The sequence below is a fragment of the Paeniglutamicibacter sp. ORCA_105 genome, from assembly GCF_045798545.1.
GTDB lineage: Bacteria > Actinomycetota > Actinomycetes > Actinomycetales > Micrococcaceae > Paeniglutamicibacter > Paeniglutamicibacter sulfureus.
Window position 1 is genome coordinate 33,891 of record NZ_JBIXLM010000014.1, and the last position, 16,239, is coordinate 50,129.

General features: G+C 65.1%; 13 protein-coding genes. 8 read left to right on the top strand and 5 right to left on the bottom strand.

The genetic code is table 11. The features are described 5' to 3' along the window. The first annotated feature begins 477 nt into the window (after positions 1–477). On the top strand, positions 478–3,852 hold the full coding sequence (locus ACIPUB_RS08960) for an efflux RND transporter permease subunit (protein WP_407607049.1): 3,375 nt from the start codon (positions 478–480) through the stop codon (positions 3,850–3,852). A 142-nt stretch (positions 3,853–3,994) separates the two neighbouring features. Continuing rightward, the gene (locus ACIPUB_RS08965; RefSeq protein WP_407607050.1) at positions 3,995–4,447 is read left to right on the top strand and encodes a pyridoxamine 5'-phosphate oxidase family protein; all 453 of its coding nucleotides are present in this window, start codon (positions 3,995–3,997) and stop codon (positions 4,445–4,447) included. Positions 4,448–4,759: 312 nt separating this feature from the next. Here the strand turns inward: ACIPUB_RS08965 and ACIPUB_RS08970 are convergent, their stop codons facing one another. Then, complete coding sequence (locus tag ACIPUB_RS08970; RefSeq protein ID WP_407607051.1) at positions 4,760–6,256, bottom strand: MFS transporter; 1,497 nt, start codon at positions 6,254–6,256, stop codon at positions 4,760–4,762. Positions 6,257–6,413: 157 nt separating this feature from the next. Here ACIPUB_RS08970 and ACIPUB_RS08975 point away from each other — a divergent pair, with 157 nt between their 5' ends. Beyond that, positions 6,414–7,517: an LLM class flavin-dependent oxidoreductase gene (locus tag ACIPUB_RS08975; protein WP_407607052.1), complete on the top strand. Its 1,104-nt coding sequence runs from the start codon at positions 6,414–6,416 to the stop codon at positions 7,515–7,517. Next, positions 7,510–7,962: a MarR family winged helix-turn-helix transcriptional regulator gene (locus tag ACIPUB_RS08980; RefSeq protein WP_302265805.1), complete on the top strand. Its 453-nt coding sequence runs from the start codon at positions 7,510–7,512 to the stop codon at positions 7,960–7,962. The genes ACIPUB_RS08975 and ACIPUB_RS08980 overlap by 8 nt, the downstream gene beginning before the upstream one ends. A gap of 106 nt (positions 7,963–8,068) precedes the next feature. On the opposite strand, the gene ACIPUB_RS08985 is transcribed toward ACIPUB_RS08980, so the two are convergent. Together ACIPUB_RS08985 and ACIPUB_RS08990 are read right to left on the bottom strand one after the other, a co-directional pair. Continuing rightward, on the bottom strand, positions 8,069–8,581 hold the full coding sequence (locus tag ACIPUB_RS08985; protein ID WP_407607053.1) for a GNAT family N-acetyltransferase: 513 nt from the start codon (positions 8,579–8,581) through the stop codon (positions 8,069–8,071). An 89-nt stretch (positions 8,582–8,670) separates the two neighbouring features. Further along, complete coding sequence (locus ACIPUB_RS08990) at positions 8,671–9,036, bottom strand: SPW repeat protein (RefSeq protein WP_407607054.1); 366 nt, start codon at positions 9,034–9,036, stop codon at positions 8,671–8,673. 418 nt (positions 9,037–9,454) lie between these two features. Between ACIPUB_RS08990 and ACIPUB_RS08995 the strand changes: the two genes are divergently transcribed. The 3 genes from ACIPUB_RS08995 to ACIPUB_RS09005 all read left to right on the top strand — a co-directional run bounded on the left by ACIPUB_RS08995 (position 9,455) and on the right by ACIPUB_RS09005 (position 12,785). Next, entirely contained in the window at positions 9,455–11,101 is a 1,647-nt protein-coding gene (locus tag ACIPUB_RS08995; RefSeq protein ID WP_407607055.1) for an ABC-F family ATP-binding cassette domain-containing protein, read from the top strand. A 210-nt stretch (positions 11,102–11,311) separates the two neighbouring features. Further along, positions 11,312–11,689 carry a hypothetical protein gene (locus ACIPUB_RS09000; RefSeq protein ID WP_407607056.1) on the top strand — a complete coding sequence of 126 codons (378 nt, stop codon included), beginning with the start codon at positions 11,312–11,314 and terminating at the stop codon, positions 11,687–11,689. A gap of 13 nt (positions 11,690–11,702) precedes the next feature. Beyond that, positions 11,703–12,785 (top strand): YbdK family carboxylate-amine ligase, encoded by a 1,083-nt coding sequence (locus ACIPUB_RS09005; protein ID WP_407607057.1) that lies wholly within the window; start codon positions 11,703–11,705, stop codon positions 12,783–12,785. A gap of 28 nt (positions 12,786–12,813) precedes the next feature. Here ACIPUB_RS09005 and ACIPUB_RS09010 read toward each other — a convergent pair whose 3' ends face one another. Both ACIPUB_RS09010 and ACIPUB_RS09015 read right to left on the bottom strand, forming a co-directional pair. Beyond that, the gene (locus tag ACIPUB_RS09010) at positions 12,814–14,166 is read right to left on the bottom strand and encodes a 6-phospho-beta-glucosidase (protein WP_407607058.1); all 1,353 of its coding nucleotides are present in this window, start codon (positions 14,164–14,166) and stop codon (positions 12,814–12,816) included. Continuing rightward, positions 14,163–14,912, bottom strand: a complete 750-nt coding sequence (locus ACIPUB_RS09015) for a DeoR/GlpR family DNA-binding transcription regulator (protein ID WP_407607059.1) — start codon at positions 14,910–14,912, stop codon at positions 14,163–14,165. Before ACIPUB_RS09015 ends, ACIPUB_RS09010 begins: the two co-directional genes overlap by 4 nt. 187 nt (positions 14,913–15,099) lie before the next feature. On the opposite strand from ACIPUB_RS09015, the gene ACIPUB_RS09020 reads away from it, so the two are divergent. Further along, the gene (locus ACIPUB_RS09020) at positions 15,100–16,215 is read left to right on the top strand and encodes a PfkB family carbohydrate kinase (protein ID WP_407607060.1); all 1,116 of its coding nucleotides are present in this window, start codon (positions 15,100–15,102) and stop codon (positions 16,213–16,215) included. Positions 16,216–16,239 lie beyond the last annotated feature (24 nt).

Below are 16,239 nucleotides of genomic sequence, written 5' to 3' on the forward strand. Positions count from 1 at the left end.
CATAGAAACTAGCCAGAAAGAAGATTCAGGATTCACGTAGTGGCCCCACGACCTCTCTCAGAAATTAGCCGGGCATGGCCCCGGTGGGGCGGTTACCGGCAGCTACGGGCAATCCACTCGTGGAAAGTCATTCCACCCAAGGTCGTTGCACGTGCGTTCGACGACCGGGTTCCACCACATAGTGTTCCGTACGCTGGATCTTCAGCACAGCGTCACACTGCATTCCTCCGGGATACGCACGCAAAAGTCTCCTTCGAGGGGTGCAGGGAATAACATTGGGGGATCCTGCACCCCTCGCAGGAAAAGGTCCCAGACTCCGGTGCCAGGGAGACCTTTTTGGCCATGAGCGCCCCAGCGATGGAGTGAGGCTTTTCCCGGAAATCAAGGTACGCCTCTAGGTGCATTCGCGACCGCCGTAGGCCAACTAGAGTTGTTCTCGGAGCAATAGCGAACAAGACAAACTTTCTAGGATGGCAGATGCACCGGCTGGCGGCACTATCCCTGGGCAATCGCGCCCTCATCGCATTGATCACGGTCTTTGTGGCGGTGTTTGGCGTGATCACCATGGGGCAACTCAGGCAGGAGCTCATCCCCGCACTCGAGTTCCCGCGGATTTCGGTGCTGGCATCCCATCCTGGAGCTTCCCCGGAGGTCATCGACAGGCAGGTGGCCCAGCCACTCGAGGGCGCGCTCCAGGCAGTCGAGGGCTTGGAATCCTCATCCTCTACCTCGCAAACCGGCTTCACGACCCTCTCACTGTCCTTCGCCTACGGAACCGATCTGGACCGGGCGCGCGCCCAGGTCGACAAGGCCATCTCCAATGCCAAGTCCTCACTGCCCGAAGACGTCGAACCCTCGGCCTTTGCCGGTTCCATCGCCGACTTCCCCATCGTCTATCTCGCGGTTTCCGGGGGTGAAAACCTGAACGACCTGCGCGCGGACGTCGAGCGTCTGGTGCTGCCCAAGCTCTCCAAGGTGGAGGGCGTACGTACCGCAGAAGTTTCCGGTGGCACTTCCCAGCACATCGCAGTGCTTCCTGATACCGCCAGACTTGCCACCGAACGCCTGAACGGCAACGACCTGAAAAAGGTCATCGAGGAAGGCTCCGGACTGATGCCGGTGGGCCGTCTGGACACAGAGGGCCTTGATCTGCCCGTCACCTCCGGCTCCACCATCGATTCCCTTGACGCCGTGAAGTCGCTGCCGGTGCGCGGTGCCGGCGGCGTTCACGAGCTCTCGGAGCTGGCCGATGTCAGCATGCAAGAAGACGCCGCCACCTCGATCACGCGCACAAACGGGGTAGAGACGCTGGCCGTGTCGGTGACCAAAAAACCCGACGGGGACACCGTGGGCATTTCCCATGCAGTCGCCGCGCTGCTGCCCGGGCTCGCCGCGCAGCTGGGGCCCGACGCGACGTTCACCACGGTCTTCGACCAGGCCCCCTTCATCGAGCAATCCATCCACGACCTCACCGTCGAAGGGCTGCTGGGACTGGGCTTCGCCGTGGCGGTGATCCTGGTCTTCCTGCTTTCGGTGCGTTCCACGCTGGTCACCGCGATCTCCATCCCGCTCTCGCTGCTGGTGACCTTCATTGGCCTGCGCACCGGCGGCTACACGCTGAACATGCTCACCCTGGGCGCGTTGACCATCTCCATTGGCCGCGTGGTGGACGACTCCATCGTGGTCATCGAAAACATCAAGCGCCACCTCGCCTATGGTGAGGAAAAATCCAAGGCCATCCTCACCGCAGTGCGCGAGGTGGCCACAGCGGTGACAGCCGCGACGCTGACCACCGTGGCAGTGTTCCTGCCCGTGGCCCTGGTCGGCGGCATGGCCGGGGAACTCTTCCGACCGTTCGCACTGACCGTGACCATTGCCCTGCTGGCCTCGCTTTTGGTCTCCCTGACGATCGTCCCGGTGCTTGCATACTGGTTCCTGGGCCACAGCCGGCCAGGGGCCGCCGATGCCGCAGCGGCCCGGGCGGCTGCGGAGAAGAAGGAAGCGAAGTCCTGGCTGCAGCGCGGCTACTCCCCCATCCTGCGCAAGACGCAGAAACACCCCGTCATCACCTTGGCGGCCTCCGTTCTCCTGCTGGGACTCACCGTCCTCATGGTCCCGCTGGTGCCCACCAACCTGCTGGGCGGCACCGGGCAAAACACCTTCTCCGTCACCCAAAAGCTGCCGGCCGGTTCTTCCCTGGAAACCACCATGAAGGCGGCCGAGCCGGTGGAGGAGGCCCTGCGCGGGCTCGATGGCGTCGTGGATGTCCAGCTGACGGCAGGATCCCCGTCCGGCGGATTCGCCGCGTTCCAGGGCGGCGCGACCGACACTGCCGGCTTCACGGTAATGACCGATGCCGACGCCGACCAGGAAGCCATCCAAGCCGCCGCCCGCGCCGCCGTGGCTCCCCTGGCTGGCGACTCCGAGATTTCCATCTCCGCCGCCGAGGGCGGCCGGGGCAGCTCCTCCGCGATCACCGTCCAGGTCGGCGCGCCCACCCCGGAGCTGCTCACCGAGGCAACCCATGCCACTGTGGCGGCCCTGACGGGAATCGAGGGGGCGACAGACCTGGGCGACAACCTCTCAGAGGCGCGCCCGCAGGTCTCCATCGACATCGACAGGGCCAAGGCCACAGCCGCCGGGCTCTCCGAGGAGCAGATCGGCGCGCTGGCGGCCGGGACGCTCTCCCCCGTCCCCGCGGGCACCGTGCGCCTTGGCTACACGGACTACCCGGTGCGGATCGGCGAGGGAACCGACCTCACCGATCTCGACCAGCTGCGGAACCTGGTGCTGCCCGCCGCGGGCGGCACCGTGAAACTGGGCGACGTGGCGACGGTGGAGCGCTCCGAATCCCCTGCAACCATCACCTCCTCCAACGGGGATCGCATCGCCACGGTCTCCGTCACCCCGGGGGAAAACGACCTGGGTGCGGTTTCCGCCGAGGTCGACAAGCGCCTTGAGGCGCTCACCCTGCCCGCAGGAGCCACCGCGGAACTGGGCGGGGCGGCCACCGAGCAGGCCGAGTCCTTCGGCCAGCTCTACCTGGCGCTGCTGGCGGCCATCGCCATCGTCTACGTGGTGATGGTCGCGACCTTCAAGTCTCTCATCCAGCCGCTGATCCTACTGGTCTCCATCCCGTTCGCCGCCACCGGCGCCATCGGGTTGCTGCTGCTCACCGGCGTGCCACTGGGCCTGCCGTCGCTGATCGGCATGCTGATGCTGGTGGGCATCGTGGTCACCAATGCGATCGTGCTCATCGACCTGATCAACCAGTACCGCAAACCGCGTGACGGACACCCGGCGATGAACCTGCAGGACGCCATCCACCACGGGGCCCGGCAGCGCCTGCGCCCGATCCTGATGACCGCGCTGGCCACGATCTTCGCGCTTGTCCCGATGGCCCTGGGCCTGACCGGTGGCGGCGGATTCATTTCCAGGCCACTGGCCGTGGTGGTCATCGGCGGGCTCGTCTCCTCCACCGCGCTGACCCTGATTCTGGTGCCGGTGCTCTACCACCTGGTGGAGGGCGCCAAGGAGCGGGCAGCCAAACGCCGCATCGACAGGCACTCCGAACCTGGCACACGGGCCGGAAGCTCGGTTGTCGTCACGCCGACCGAACCGACGCGGGAGCTGATCAATGCCATGGCAGCGGCCGGGCGCACGCCGCTCACCGGTGGCGCATCCGTCGGGGCGGGCAACCCGGGCAACGGCTCGGTACCACCGCCGGTCAGCGCCACGGGCACCGCTGCCTCGGGCACCTTGATCAATCCGGCCACCGGGATGATCCCGCTGACCCGCAAGGAACGCAAGGAAGTCGAGGACGTACTGAGGAAGCAGCCAAGGGATTCCTGAGCCGGAACCGGATGCGGGGCGCCATCCTCGCCCATCAGACCGGCATCATGCCGCCACCCACCTGAACCCCGGCGGCCACACTGGTCCGGAAAACGAGCCCGGCCCTCTGGCCACTTTGTCCGACCGCACGTACGCTCAAGTCATGGAAAAGGAACAGACACACACGGACGTTGAGACCCTCGAATCCAACCAGTGCCTGGAACTGCTTCGAGCGGTTTCCCTCGGCCATCTCGCCGTGAGCCACGGCGACATGCCACAGATCTTCCCGATCAACTTCACGGTCGACCACGGCACCGTGGTTTTCCGCACCGGACCCGGGACCAAGCTGGAGACCCTGCGCAAGCAGCCCCACGTTGCCTTCCAGGCGGACGGGGTGAACCCGGAAACCGGCGTCGCCTGGTCGGTGATGGTCCAGGGCAAGGCGGAACTTTTCGGCGGCATCGAGGAAACGCTGGATTCCTTCAACCTCATGCTCTTCCCCTGGGAATCCGGGCCCAAGGACCAGTTCGTGCGCGTCATCCCCAGCTCGATGACCGGGCGGCGGTTCAAGGTTGCCGATCCGCTGACCTGGTGGAAGCACATGCGCCACGGATAGGCCCTACTACTTCTGGCGGTGAATTTCACCGGACTTCGTGGCGCTCGGGGATGGTCCGTGCCCGTCCATGAAATTCCCTGCCGGCGGCGATGGACAAGCACGTCAAAAGGAGTATCGTCGAAGACGTCGGGACCCCTCAGGACTTCAATGTGGCTCTACCGGCCTGTACCGCGCTCCAAGGAATCCAGGAGCAAGGTGTTCGTGCCGGCAACCCACGAGAACTTGAAGCGCGGGCCCCGACGCCCACACACCAAATCCGTTCGGGGATGCCGTGCCTCTCGCGCGACGGGAGATCCTCCCCCACGGGCCCGTCTACCGGCGCTTCCCGGCCAGCGCGGCATCCTCGAGGGCATTTCGCGGCACGGCGAGCAGCACGAGTGCGCACACGATCCCCGTCCCGCCGCAGATGGCCCAAACGATCATGTATCCGGCCAATGGCGCAGCGGTGTTTTCCACCGCCGTGTTCGATGCCGCCCCGGCCACCTGGCCGATGAGGGCCAGCCCGAAGACCGCCGAAGCGAAGGAGCCTCCAATGGTCTTCACCGCATTGGTCAGCCCGGTGGCCATGCCGGTTCGGTGATAGGGGGCGGCTGCCGCGGCCGCCGCCGGCAGAGCCGCGATCAACGCACCTGAACCGACGCCGGCAACCACCATGTTTGCCAACACCTGGGCCAGCGAGGCATGCAACGGCAGGAACATCAGATACCCGATGCCAACGAGCGCGCTGGCCGAGACCAGCGTCGCCTTGGCACCCATAAGGCGCGCAGCCACCGGGAACAGCAACGCCCCCACAAGCATGGACAGCACATACGCCCCAATGATGACCGAGACGCCCGAGGCGCCCAACCCAAGACCATATCCGTTGACGGCCGGGTCGGTGCGAGCGAAGGTGCTCATGGGAATCTGGGCGCCCAGGACCGAGACGCCAAAGAGCCCTGCGGTCAGCTGCACCGGCCACATTGACCGGGCGAAGAGGACCTTGAAATCTATCAGCGGATCGGCCTGCTTGTTTTCGTGGCGATAGAACACGTAAAGCACGGCCAGGCCCAGCACCATTGATCCCCATGCCAACGGGCTGGCCGTACCGTTGATCCGCAGGAAGCTCAGTCCGCTGGTGAGCAGTAGCAGGCCGATGGCCAGGTAACCGAATCCCCCGCCGTCAATCCTGGCCCCATTGCGCTCCCCGTCATCGGGCACCCCGAAGGCCACGGCAAAGATGCAAATCGTCGTGGCGATGGCGGGGATCGTCATGGTCAGCGGAACACTGCCGCCGAAGACCCCGATCAGCGCGCCGCCGGCCAGCGCACCGGCAATCACCCCGACCTCGAGCGCCCCAACCAGCAGCCCCGCCGCGCGACGGGTCATCGGGCCGGGGATGCCCAGTTTCCGGGCGCGTGAAAAGACGATGGCTATTTCCAGCGGCAGCCACACCGCATAGACCCCCTGCAATGCCCACGCGATCAGGAAGGTGGTGAAGGATCCGGAAAGCACCACTGCCCATGACGCCAGCGCGGTGACCACGGCCGAGAGCAGGAGCATCTTCTTGTGCCCGAAGATGTCACCGAGGGATGCCAACAGCGGGACCGCCAGCGCGCTGACCATGAGCTGGGCGGCCTCGAACCAATTCACATCCGCATCGTGGATTCCCAGATGGCGGGCTATGTCGGTCATGAGCGGGGTGTAGTAGCCCTGCAGGATCCCGCTGGTGAGTTCCACAATGGCCAGGAACCCGACGATCCCGGCCACCGAGTTCCAGCGCACCGGATCCCGCCGGGCAGGGTCCTGGTTGATCGATAAAGGCGTGTCCATGGCCGGAGCCTACCGCGAAGCCGAAGCGAGACGTGAGGGACGCCACATGAACCCTGGGGAATTATTTGGTGACGATTCTCGCTATTCCATGCAAACGCATATAAATCTGGCATACTGGTTACCAGAGCGAAGTCCACCCAGCCCAACAGGAGGCATCATGCAGTTCGGTATTTTCTCAGTCAGTGACATCACCCGCGATCCCACCACCGGCAAAACGCCGAGCGAGGCCCAGCGCATCAAGGACATCGTTGCCATCGCCAAGAAGACCGAAGAGGTCGGCATGGACGTCGTCGCCATCGGCGAGCACCACAACCGCCCGTTCTTCTCCTCGTCCCCCACCACCACTTTGGCCTACATCGCGGCGCAGACCGAGAAGATCATTCTCTCCACTGCCACGACGTTGATCACCACGAACGATCCGGTGAAGATCGCCGAGGACTTCGCGATGCTGCAGCACCTCGCCGACGGCCGCGTGGACCTGGTGCTCGGACGCGGCAACACCGCCCCGGTCTACCCCTGGTTCGGCAAGAACATGCAGGACTCGGTGAACCTGACGATCGAGAACTACAACCTGCTGCGCCGTCTCTGGGACGAAGACACGGTCAACTGGGAAGGCAAGTTCCGCGCCCCGCTGCAGAACTTCACCTCAACCCCGCGCCCGCTCGACGACGTGGCCCCCTTCGTCTGGCACGGATCGATCCGCACCCCGCAGGTCGCCGAAATCGCGGCCTACTATGGCGACGGTTTCTTCGCGAACAACATCTTCTGGCCCAAGGAACACTACATCCAGCTGATCAACCTCTACCGCGAGCGCTATGAGCACTACGGCCACGGCCGCGCGGACCAGGCCATGGTTGGCCTTGGCGGGCAGTTCTTCATCCGCAAGAATTCCCAGGATGCCAAGAATGAATTCCGTCCCTACTTCAACAACGCCCCGGTCTACGGCCACGGCCCCTCGATGGAGGACTTCACCGACCAGACCCCGCTCACCGTGGGCTCGCCGCAGGAAATGATCGAAAAGACCCTGACGTTCCAGGAGGCATTCGGCAACTACCACCGCCAGCTGTTCCTGGTCGACCACGCCGGCCTGCCGGTCAAGACCGTCCTGGAGCAGCTCGACCTCTTCGGCGAAGAAGTGTTGCCCACGCTTCGCAAGGAACTTGAAGGCCGCAAGCCGGCCGACCACCCCGAGGCACCGACCCACGCGAACCGCGTTGCGGCCCGCGACGCCAAGCTGGCCGCCGGGAAAGCCAATGTCTAGCCAGGCCTCGCTTCGTTCCGCGTCCGCCGCCTGGGAAGCAGTCTTCCGGGCACAGGTCACGGTGATGCGCGAGATCCAGAAACTCCCGGAGTTCAAGGAGCTCAGCACCCGTGAATACGATGTGCTCTTCAATCTCTCCAGGTGTTCCTCCGGTACCAGCCGGCTTTCGGATTTGAACCAGCACCTGTTGATTTCCCAGCCGAGCCTCAGCCGCATGGCTGACAGGCTGGAAGCCAAGGGCCTGGTCTCGCGCCAGTCGGATCCCACCGACCAGCGGGCTGTCCTTATTTCCTTGACCGAGGAAGGTGCCCGGCTGCAGAAGGCGATGGGCCGCGAACATGTCAAGGGCATCCACGACCTCATTGGCACCGCGCTCACCGACGAGGAATTTGCGACGCTGCAGCAACTGGCCACCAAATTGCGCCAGCATGTGGAAGCGCCGTAGCCACTAGGTCCACACCGGACAATCCACAGGCCACGGGTGCCAAGGAATCCATCTTCCTTGGCACCCGTGGCCTTTTGCCTGCCTGGGCCGGGCCGACGGATCCACGTTAGACCCCGAACGGCTCCGCATAGCGGAAGTTGCCCTTGGGCAGTGGCATCGGCGAGAGGTTCAACACCATGAAATAGTCGCCCCAGGACGGGTCCGAGGGAATGATCCCGCTGGGCATGGCCGGCACGTACCCCAGGCGCCGGTAGTATTCCGGCTCGCCCAGCAATATGATGGCGCGCTCCCCGCGCTGGGCGGCGCGATCCCGGATCTCATTCAGGAGTGCGGTCCCGACCCCCTGCTTTTGGTCCCTGGGATCCACCGACACCGGGCCAAGCCCCAGCAACGGAATGTCCCCGTCGAGCCATCCGCGCGTGGCGATCGCATGACCTGCCAAGTGGCCATCGACTTCTGCCACCACGGAATATTCGGGTAGGTACCCTTCGCAGGAATAGAGTTCGGACAGCAATGCCGCTTCCCCGGGTTCCCGGGCGGCGTCCGGGTCGGCGAATGCGCGCACGGTCAGCTTGCGGATGTCCTGCCGATCTGCCGGTTTCTCGCTTCGAAGCCTCATGCCACCAGCCTATGGCCAAAAGCAATCAAAATCCGCTAAGACGCAAGTGAAAGGCCCGGTGAGGAACCGGGCCTTTGAAGGTTGATCTCCTAGTGCGAGCCAACCGGATGATGCTCGTGGTACAGGCGCATCGTCGGCTTGATCGCCATTGCCGAGGCGACCAAAGCGACAATACCCGGAATCCAGGTATGCCATGCCACCATCGGCGTGCCCGAGGCGAAGCTGCCCATCCAAGGCGATGCAACAACCAGCGCTGCCACGACCAGCTGAACCCATTCGGCCGCCGGCATCCCGGGGGCAGCAAGGTTGATAACGCCAATAACGATCAAGGCGATACCACCGGTCAGCATGTAGGCGGCAGACTGTCCCACTTCCGTAGTCCAGGTCATGGCCAAGACCGTGTAAAGGCCAGCGGCCACGGCGACCCAATTTTGCCATGCAGTCCATCGCTTCATGGTCTAGATCTCCTTTGTCTTACGTCCATCCCCCGATCCACGGCTTCTCCGGAATCGCGAAGGTTGCCCGTGCGGGCACCGACGGTTCAACGGGCCCCAACTTGCCTGGCACATTGCCCCTTCGGTTGTCATCTCATCCTGCCCGCAGCTCCCGCGCGGGGGTAGGGTCCAAAGTCACGGTCAGTGGGGTCGCATGGGGGCAATCTCCAACCCGCGTCGCTGTCCTTCGCTGTGTTCAGGCATCATCAAACGGTGCCCAGGGGATCCACGGTGCAGCCACCGGTAAAGAGGTCGGGTTCCTGGATCCAGACCAGCCACAAGGAACAAACAGGCTGGATGCGTTCGCAATACCTGCACTGAGTCCTGGCCGTGGATGGCCGATGACGGGCAACGGGTCCGGGGAAACTAAACTGGTTCAATGACTGCAACACTCGTGGCCAAGGACCTTGCCGGCGGCCATGCCAACCGGACGCTATTTTCTTCCCTCAGCTTCACCGTCTCCCCCGGGGACGTCATCGGGGTGGTGGGTGCCAACGGGGCCGGCAAATCCACGCTGCTGCGATTGCTCGCCGGGGTGGACGTTCCGCTGGGCGGAACCATCTCCAGCGCACCGGACGGCGCGTTCATCGGCTGGTTGCCGCAGGAACACGAACGCATCGACGGTGAAACCATCGAGGCCTACCTGGCCCGGCGCACTGGCTGTGCTGCGGCAACCGAGGCCATGGAATCCACCGCCGAGGCCCTGGGCTCCGGGGCACCCGGTGCCGATGACGCGTACGCCGCCGCCTTCGAGCACTGGATGGCCAGCGGCGCGGCGGATCTTGAGGACCGGGCTCCGGGGACGCTGGCGGAACTTGGGTTCACCCTGCCCACGGACACCCTCATGACAGCACTCTCCGGCGGACAAGTAGCCCGCGTGGCGCTGGCGGCCCTGCTGCTTTCCCGCTTCGACCTGGTGCTGCTTGACGAACCCACCAACGACCTTGACCTCGCCGGGCTCGAACGCCTTGAATCCTTTGTCTCTTCGCTGCGCACCGGCGTCGTTCTGGTTTCCCACGACCGCGAATTCCTGGCCCGCTGCGTGACCCGCATCGTCGAGCTGGATCTGGCACAGAACCAGGTTGCCGTGTACGACGGCGGCTACGACTCCTACCTGGAGGAACGTGCCATTGCCCGTCGCCATGCCCGCGAGGCCTACGACGAGTTCGCGGAAAAGAAAGCCGACTTGGTCGGCCGCGCCCGCACCCAGCGCGAGTGGTCCTCCCAGGGCGTGCGCAACGCGATGAAGAAGAACCCTGACAACGACAAGCTGCGCCGGAAGGCATCCAACGAGTCCTCTGAGAAGCAGGCGCAGAAGGTCCGCCAGATGGAATCGCGCATCAAGCGCCTCGACGAAGTAGCCGAGCCACGCAAGGAATGGGTGCTGCAATTCGAGATCGCCGCCGCCCCGCGTTCCTCCACCGTGGTCTCCACACTCAACGAAGTCTCCATCACCCGCGGCGACTTCACCTTTGGACCCGTTTCAGCGCAGGTCAACGCCGGGGACCGGATTGGCATCACCGGTCCCAACGGGGCCGGGAAGTCCACCCTGCTGAAACTGCTGCTGGGGCACCTGGCACCGGATTCCGGATCGGCCACATTGGGGTCCTCGGTGGCCATCGGCGAGATCGACCAGGCACGCAGTTACCTGGACGAGGGCACCGCTTTGGGCGACGGATTTGAACTTGCGGTTCCCCAGATGAATCCGGCCGAGGCACGCACCCTGCTGGCCAAGTTCGGCCTCAAGGCCCACCAAACCGCATCCCTGGTCCGAGATCTATCCCCGGGCGAGCGGACGCGGGCGGGCCTGGCCCTGCTGCAGGCACGCGGGGTGAACCTGCTGGTGCTGGACGAACCCACCAACCACCTTGATCTGCCGGCCATCGAGCAACTCGAGGAGGCACTGGAATCCTACGAGGGTGCGTTGCTGCTGGTGACCCACGACCGCCGCCTGTTGGACAACGTCCGCCTGGATGCACGCTGGCACGTCGAGGCCGGAAAGGTGCGCCTGGGGATCAACTCCTGACGCCCGGTCGGCGTGGGCCCGGTATCGAGCTATTCCCAACGTCCGCCATGGATTCTGCGCTAGGCGAACCCGTGGACGGTGACCATTCATTGCTAAAGGGGACATGTTCGGGACATGCTGAAATGGTTGCACGTAGCGTGTGCCAACCTACTGGACGGTACGTCGAAAGTGGTCTCCATGAAGAAGTCAGTTTCCAAGCGTGTGCCCCGAATGCCTTTGCTTTCCGGCCAGGCAACCCCCTCAGCCGGTGCCTGGATCATCCAAAGGAACGAGGCACCAACCTATGATGCCCCGACCTGTGAACGCTGTGACTCCAGCGAATATCTTGTCTATGAAAACGTCACCCTTCTGCTCGACTCCAAAAGGGTCCAGCCCCCATGCTGGGACATCGAATACTGGTGCGGTGCATGCGAGTCCTTCTACGGGATGCTCACCACCTACGTGCCCGAAGACCGCCAGGCCGTCAGGCTGGCGGCGGAGAATCCCCGCTACGTGCACTATCGCGTGACAGGGCTGGAACGCGGCAACAGCACGAAGGTCGCCCGGGGGGCCCGCCAGCAGCTGCCCGGCCTGACCGCAGTCGATTAGGGGCGAGTGCGAGGTGCGCACCTTTGGCATTGAGGAAGAGTTCTTCCTCATCGACCGTGAAACCGGGATGCCGGCCGTCCCAAGGCAGCGCGTTTACAACGACTTGATGGCAGTGAACGGCGGAAGCAGTCCCACGCATCCCGAGTTCCTCTCCTGCCAGCTGGAGCGCAGTACGCCGATCTGCACCACGCGCCAAGAGGCGATCGAGTCAGTCACCGCCGCCCGCCGGGAACTTTCGGCTGTGGCGCGCCAGGCGGGACTCCACCTCGTCGGGTCGGGCACGCCGCCGCGGATCCCGTCCGGCCCTGCAGCGGTGCACGCTTCAGAACGCTACTATTCCATCAACGAATTCTGCGGTGCCATCACCGCCGAGCACTACCTCAGCGGCACCCATGTCCATGTGGGGATCGACGACCTTGCCTCCGGGGTGGAGGCCATGAACGCGCTCCGGCCATGGCTGCCGCTGCTCACTGCCTTCGGGGCAAACTCGCCCTACTGGCGGGGATCCGACAGCGGATTCGCGTCCTGGCGCACCATCCAGTACCGCCGCTGGTCCATCCAGGGCATTCCACCGTGTTTTGCTGATGAGCAGGACTACCTGCGCCGGATGGAGTTCCTGCTGGCTTCCGACGTGGTCCTTGACCAAGGCCACATCAGCTGGGCAGCCCGGCTGTCCACGCGCTACCCCACATTGGAGATCAGGACGGCCGATGCCCAGGTGCGCGCCTCCGACGTCGTCCTCCTGGCGTTGATTGCGCGGGCCCTGGTTTCCGCCGGAATCAACAATCCCGGGCGCATCCCGAATCCGGCACCCGAGGCCTTGGACATGGCGCAGTGGCAGGCCGCCAAGTTTGGTATCCGCGGAAACCAGTACGATCTGGTCACCGGCACCAAGTGCAGCATGGACCGGCGCCTGGAATCGCTGCTGCAGTACATCCGCCCGGAACTGCAGACCACCGGAGACACCGAATACGTCGGCGCAGGGCTTGCCCGGATGATGAGCGAGGGCAACGGTGCCGTGGCCCAGCGCCGCTCCTTCCATGACGGCGGGTTCGACCAGGTGCTGGCCGAGGCGGGCGCCCGGGTTGCCGACTGAACCATTCCCCGTGGACCGGGAGCTTGATTCATTCGCCTCCGGACAAGGCCGCGTCAACCCCCGGGATTTGTTCCCGGTAGGTGTCAAGCAACGCCTTGGCCACGGAGATTGAATCCACCAACGGGTGGGCCGCCAGCGCCCGCCAGGCCAGCTCGCCGCTCTTGTTTCTCGAAGCGGCAATTGTCAACCGCTCGACGGCCTTGACCTGCTGCAGCAGCCCCAGCATCTCGCCGGTGACCGGCGCGATCCGCTTGGGCGCGATGCCGTCGCCGGTGACGGTGCACGGCACCTCGATCACCGCGTCATCGGGCAGCTGGGGAACCAAACCGCGATTGGCCACATTGAGGATCATGGTCGCGGGCTTGCCACCGAGCAGGGCTGTCATGAGGTCGAGGGCGACCTGCTGGTATCCCCCTCCCTCGATGTCAGAGGCCTGGCGAGCGGTGCGTTCGGACTCGGGCCGGCTTTCGGCCATGTAGCTCGCCTCGCGATCGTGCTTGGTCCGCTGCCACAGCTCCAACGCACTGTCGGGGTGGTGGCAGGCCTCCTCGTAGAAGCGTCCCTGCTGGCGGTGCAGGAATTCGCCGCGGGTCTCGGCCGAGCCGCGCAGCCGCTCGGTGGCTTCGCGCTGGAAGTAGTAATAGTAGAGGTACTCGTTGGGAATCGCTCCCAGTGCCCTGATCCAGTCGAAGCCCATGAGCCTGGCTTCCTCGATGCCTTCAAGCCCCGCGTCGTCGGCCAACAGCCCGGGCAGTTTGTCCATCCCGTCCACGGTGAGGCTGCGCAGCCAGCCCAGGTGGTTCAGGCCCACGTAGTCGAAATCGACGTCCTCGGGGGTGGATCCGATGGCGTGGACAGCCCGGCGCATGAGCCCGATCGGGGTGTCGCAGATGCCCACGACTTTGTCCCCCAGCGCCTCCCGCATGGCCTCGGTGACGATACCCGCGGGGTTGGTGAAGTTGATGAGAATTGCCTCGGGGGCGTGCCTGGCCACGCGCTCGGCGAGGTCGCGGGCGTGGGGCAGGGTGCGCAGGGCGTAGGCCAGCCCGCCGGGACCTGTGGTCTCCTGGCCGAGCACGCCCAGTTCCAAGGCGATCCTCTCGTCCTTGATCCGTCCCCCGGTGCCTCCGATGCGCATGGCGGAGAAGATGAAGGCGGCACCCGTGACCGCTTCATCCAATCCGGAGGCCGTGGTGACGCGCGGGGGCCGGGGCAGGGAAGGGGCCATCTGCGCCAGCACGGCCTCGATGGCTGCCACCCGTTCCGGGTCGGAGTCGAAGAGGCACAGGTCGGTGATGTGCACCGCCTCGGTGTCGCCAGAGAGGGCCTCAAAGATTTGCGGCACCCGGAACCCGCCGCCTCCGATGATGGTCAGCTTCATGCCACAATCACTTCGCTTCCTGATGTCCTGAATGCTTTGAGGGTCCGGGGATCGGCACCCTTGCTGGTCACCAGCGTGCCAATGCGCGAGGCGGTGCAGACCTCGCGGAGGCCCACCCCCGGGAATTTCGTTTCGTCGGCCAACAGCACGATATTCGAGCTGGTGGCCAGCAGTGCGTGCTTGACGGGAACCTCGATGCCGGTGGTGTCAAGCACCGTGGTGTCGGGCCGCACTCCGCTGCAGCCGAGGAAACCGATGCTGGCACGAATGCTGGCCAGCGATTCGAGGGTCAGCGACCCCACCAGGGAATGGTAGGAGCGCCTCAGCACTCCCCCGAGGATGACCAGCTCCACCTCGGTGTCGGTGCGCAATTCATCGAGCACCGCAATACTGGAGGTCATCACCGTAATCTGGCGCCCACGCAGCGCCCGGGCGAGCAAGGCGGTGGTCGTCCCGATATCCAGCAGGACCACGTCTCCGTCCCTGACCAGCTCGGCTGCGCGGAGGGCGATGTTTTCCTTCGACGGCGGACCGGCGGCGAGCACCTCGCGGAAGGGGATCTTCTCCGCATCGAGGCTTCCGCCCCCGTGGACTCGGCGAAGTTGGCCTTCGGACGAGAGTTGGTTCAGGTCCCGCCTGATGGTGGACAGACTCACGCCCAAGTCATCGGCCAGCTGCTGGACCGAGACATCACCGGTCTCCTGGATCCGGCGCAGGATGGAACCCTGCCGTGCGCTGATGAGCATGGCATCACCCTAGCAGTCAGAAATGCGCAAGAACGAGCATTTTCAATCACTTGAACCGCCTCTGGACGCATGCTAACGTCCAGTCCAAGGGTGCTCCCAGCGGCCCCGCGCCACGGGCGATCCGGGGGTGCATCGACCCGACCCGCAGCGGCAGGCTCCATGCGGCACAAGTCAGAGGAATACAGCGGTGGACACAGCATCCGATCCCGGCACCGATCTTGATCTCTTCCTCCACGGGTCGCTCTTCTTCGACATCATCTTCACTGGCCTGCCCTCCGCCCCACAGCCCGGCACCGAGGTCTGGGCCGAGGGCATGGGATCGGTCCCGGGAGGCATCGCGAACCTCGCCGTGGCCGCCGCCCGACTGGGGCTGTCCACCGGGCTCTCGGCCGGCTTCGGGGACGATGCCTACGGCGCCTGGTCCTGGTCGCTGCTGGAAGAGCAGGAGGGCATAGACCTGAGCCGCTCGCGCATCTTCCCCGAGTGGCATTCGGCGGTCACCGTCTCCCTGGCCCGCGGCGGCGACCGTTCCATGGTCACCCACGGCCACCCGATGCCCGTCAGCGCCATGGAGCTGATCGGAACCCCACCCACTTCCAAGGCCATGATTGCCGAGCTGGCACTGCCCGGGGACGAGGCGCCCTGGTGGCTGGCCACCGGTCCGAACCAGGGCAAGGTCTTCGCGGCCGTCGGCTGGGACCCCACCGAAAAGTGGGATCCGGCCATGCTCGGGGACCTGGAACGCTGCCACGGCTTCCTGCCCAACCACGTCGAGGCCATGGCCTACTCCCGCACCTCCACGCCGGACGCCGCGCTCGAGGCCCTCGCGACACGCGTCCCGCTGGTAGTCGTCACCCGGGGCGTGGAGGGAGCCATCGCCATCGACTCCACCACCGGCGAACGCGCCCGCGTTCCCAGCCTGCCGGTTCCTGCCATCGACCCGACCGGCGCCGGCGACGTGTTTTCGGCCGGCATCGTGCTCGGCACCCTGGCCGGATGGCCGCTGGAGCAGCGTCTGCTCTTCTCCACTCTGTGCTCGGCCCTGGCCGTGAAGCACTTTGGCGGCTCCCTGGCTTCCCCGGGCTGGGGAGACATCGCCGACTGGTGGGAGTCAGCAAAGCTGCGGGCTCGGGAGAATGCCGAGTGCGCCGACATCGCCAAGCGCTACGGTTTCCTGGACGAGGTCCTGCCGCAGCACCAGCTCAATGCCGTGCGCCGGGCCGAGGCCACGTTCGGGTTGCTGACCGAGGCCGAGGCACACTACCGGACCAATGGCTACAAGCCACTTCCCCCGGCCCGCTGAACCGCACCCGCCGTCCCGGCGGCG

What these genes read in the sequence shown, in the direction of transcription:
- ACIPUB_RS08960 (WP_407607049.1), top strand. Translation starts at nt 478, where the DNA reads ATGCACCGGCTGGCGGCACTATCCCTGGGCAATCGCGCCCTCATCGCA.
- ACIPUB_RS08965 (WP_407607050.1), top strand. Translation starts at nt 3,995, where the DNA reads ATGGAAAAGGAACAGACACACACGGACGTTGAGACCCTCGAATCCAAC.
- ACIPUB_RS08970 (WP_407607051.1), bottom strand. Translation starts at nt 6,256, where the DNA reads ATGGACACGCCTTTATCGATCAACCAGGACCCTGCCCGGCGGGATCCG.
- ACIPUB_RS08975 (WP_407607052.1), top strand. Translation starts at nt 6,414, where the DNA reads ATGCAGTTCGGTATTTTCTCAGTCAGTGACATCACCCGCGATCCCACC.
- ACIPUB_RS08980 (WP_302265805.1), top strand. Translation starts at nt 7,510, where the DNA reads ATGTCTAGCCAGGCCTCGCTTCGTTCCGCGTCCGCCGCCTGGGAAGCA.
- ACIPUB_RS08985 (WP_407607053.1), bottom strand. Translation starts at nt 8,581, where the DNA reads ATGAGGCTTCGAAGCGAGAAACCGGCAGATCGGCAGGACATCCGCAAG.
- ACIPUB_RS08990 (WP_407607054.1), bottom strand. Translation starts at nt 9,036, where the DNA reads ATGAAGCGATGGACTGCATGGCAAAATTGGGTCGCCGTGGCCGCTGGC.
- ACIPUB_RS08995 (WP_407607055.1), top strand. Translation starts at nt 9,455, where the DNA reads ATGACTGCAACACTCGTGGCCAAGGACCTTGCCGGCGGCCATGCCAAC.
- ACIPUB_RS09000 (WP_407607056.1), top strand. Translation starts at nt 11,312, where the DNA reads ATGCCTTTGCTTTCCGGCCAGGCAACCCCCTCAGCCGGTGCCTGGATC.
- ACIPUB_RS09010 (WP_407607058.1), bottom strand. Translation starts at nt 14,166, where the DNA reads ATGAAGCTGACCATCATCGGAGGCGGCGGGTTCCGGGTGCCGCAAATC.
- ACIPUB_RS09015 (WP_407607059.1), bottom strand. Translation starts at nt 14,912, where the DNA reads ATGCTCATCAGCGCACGGCAGGGTTCCATCCTGCGCCGGATCCAGGAG.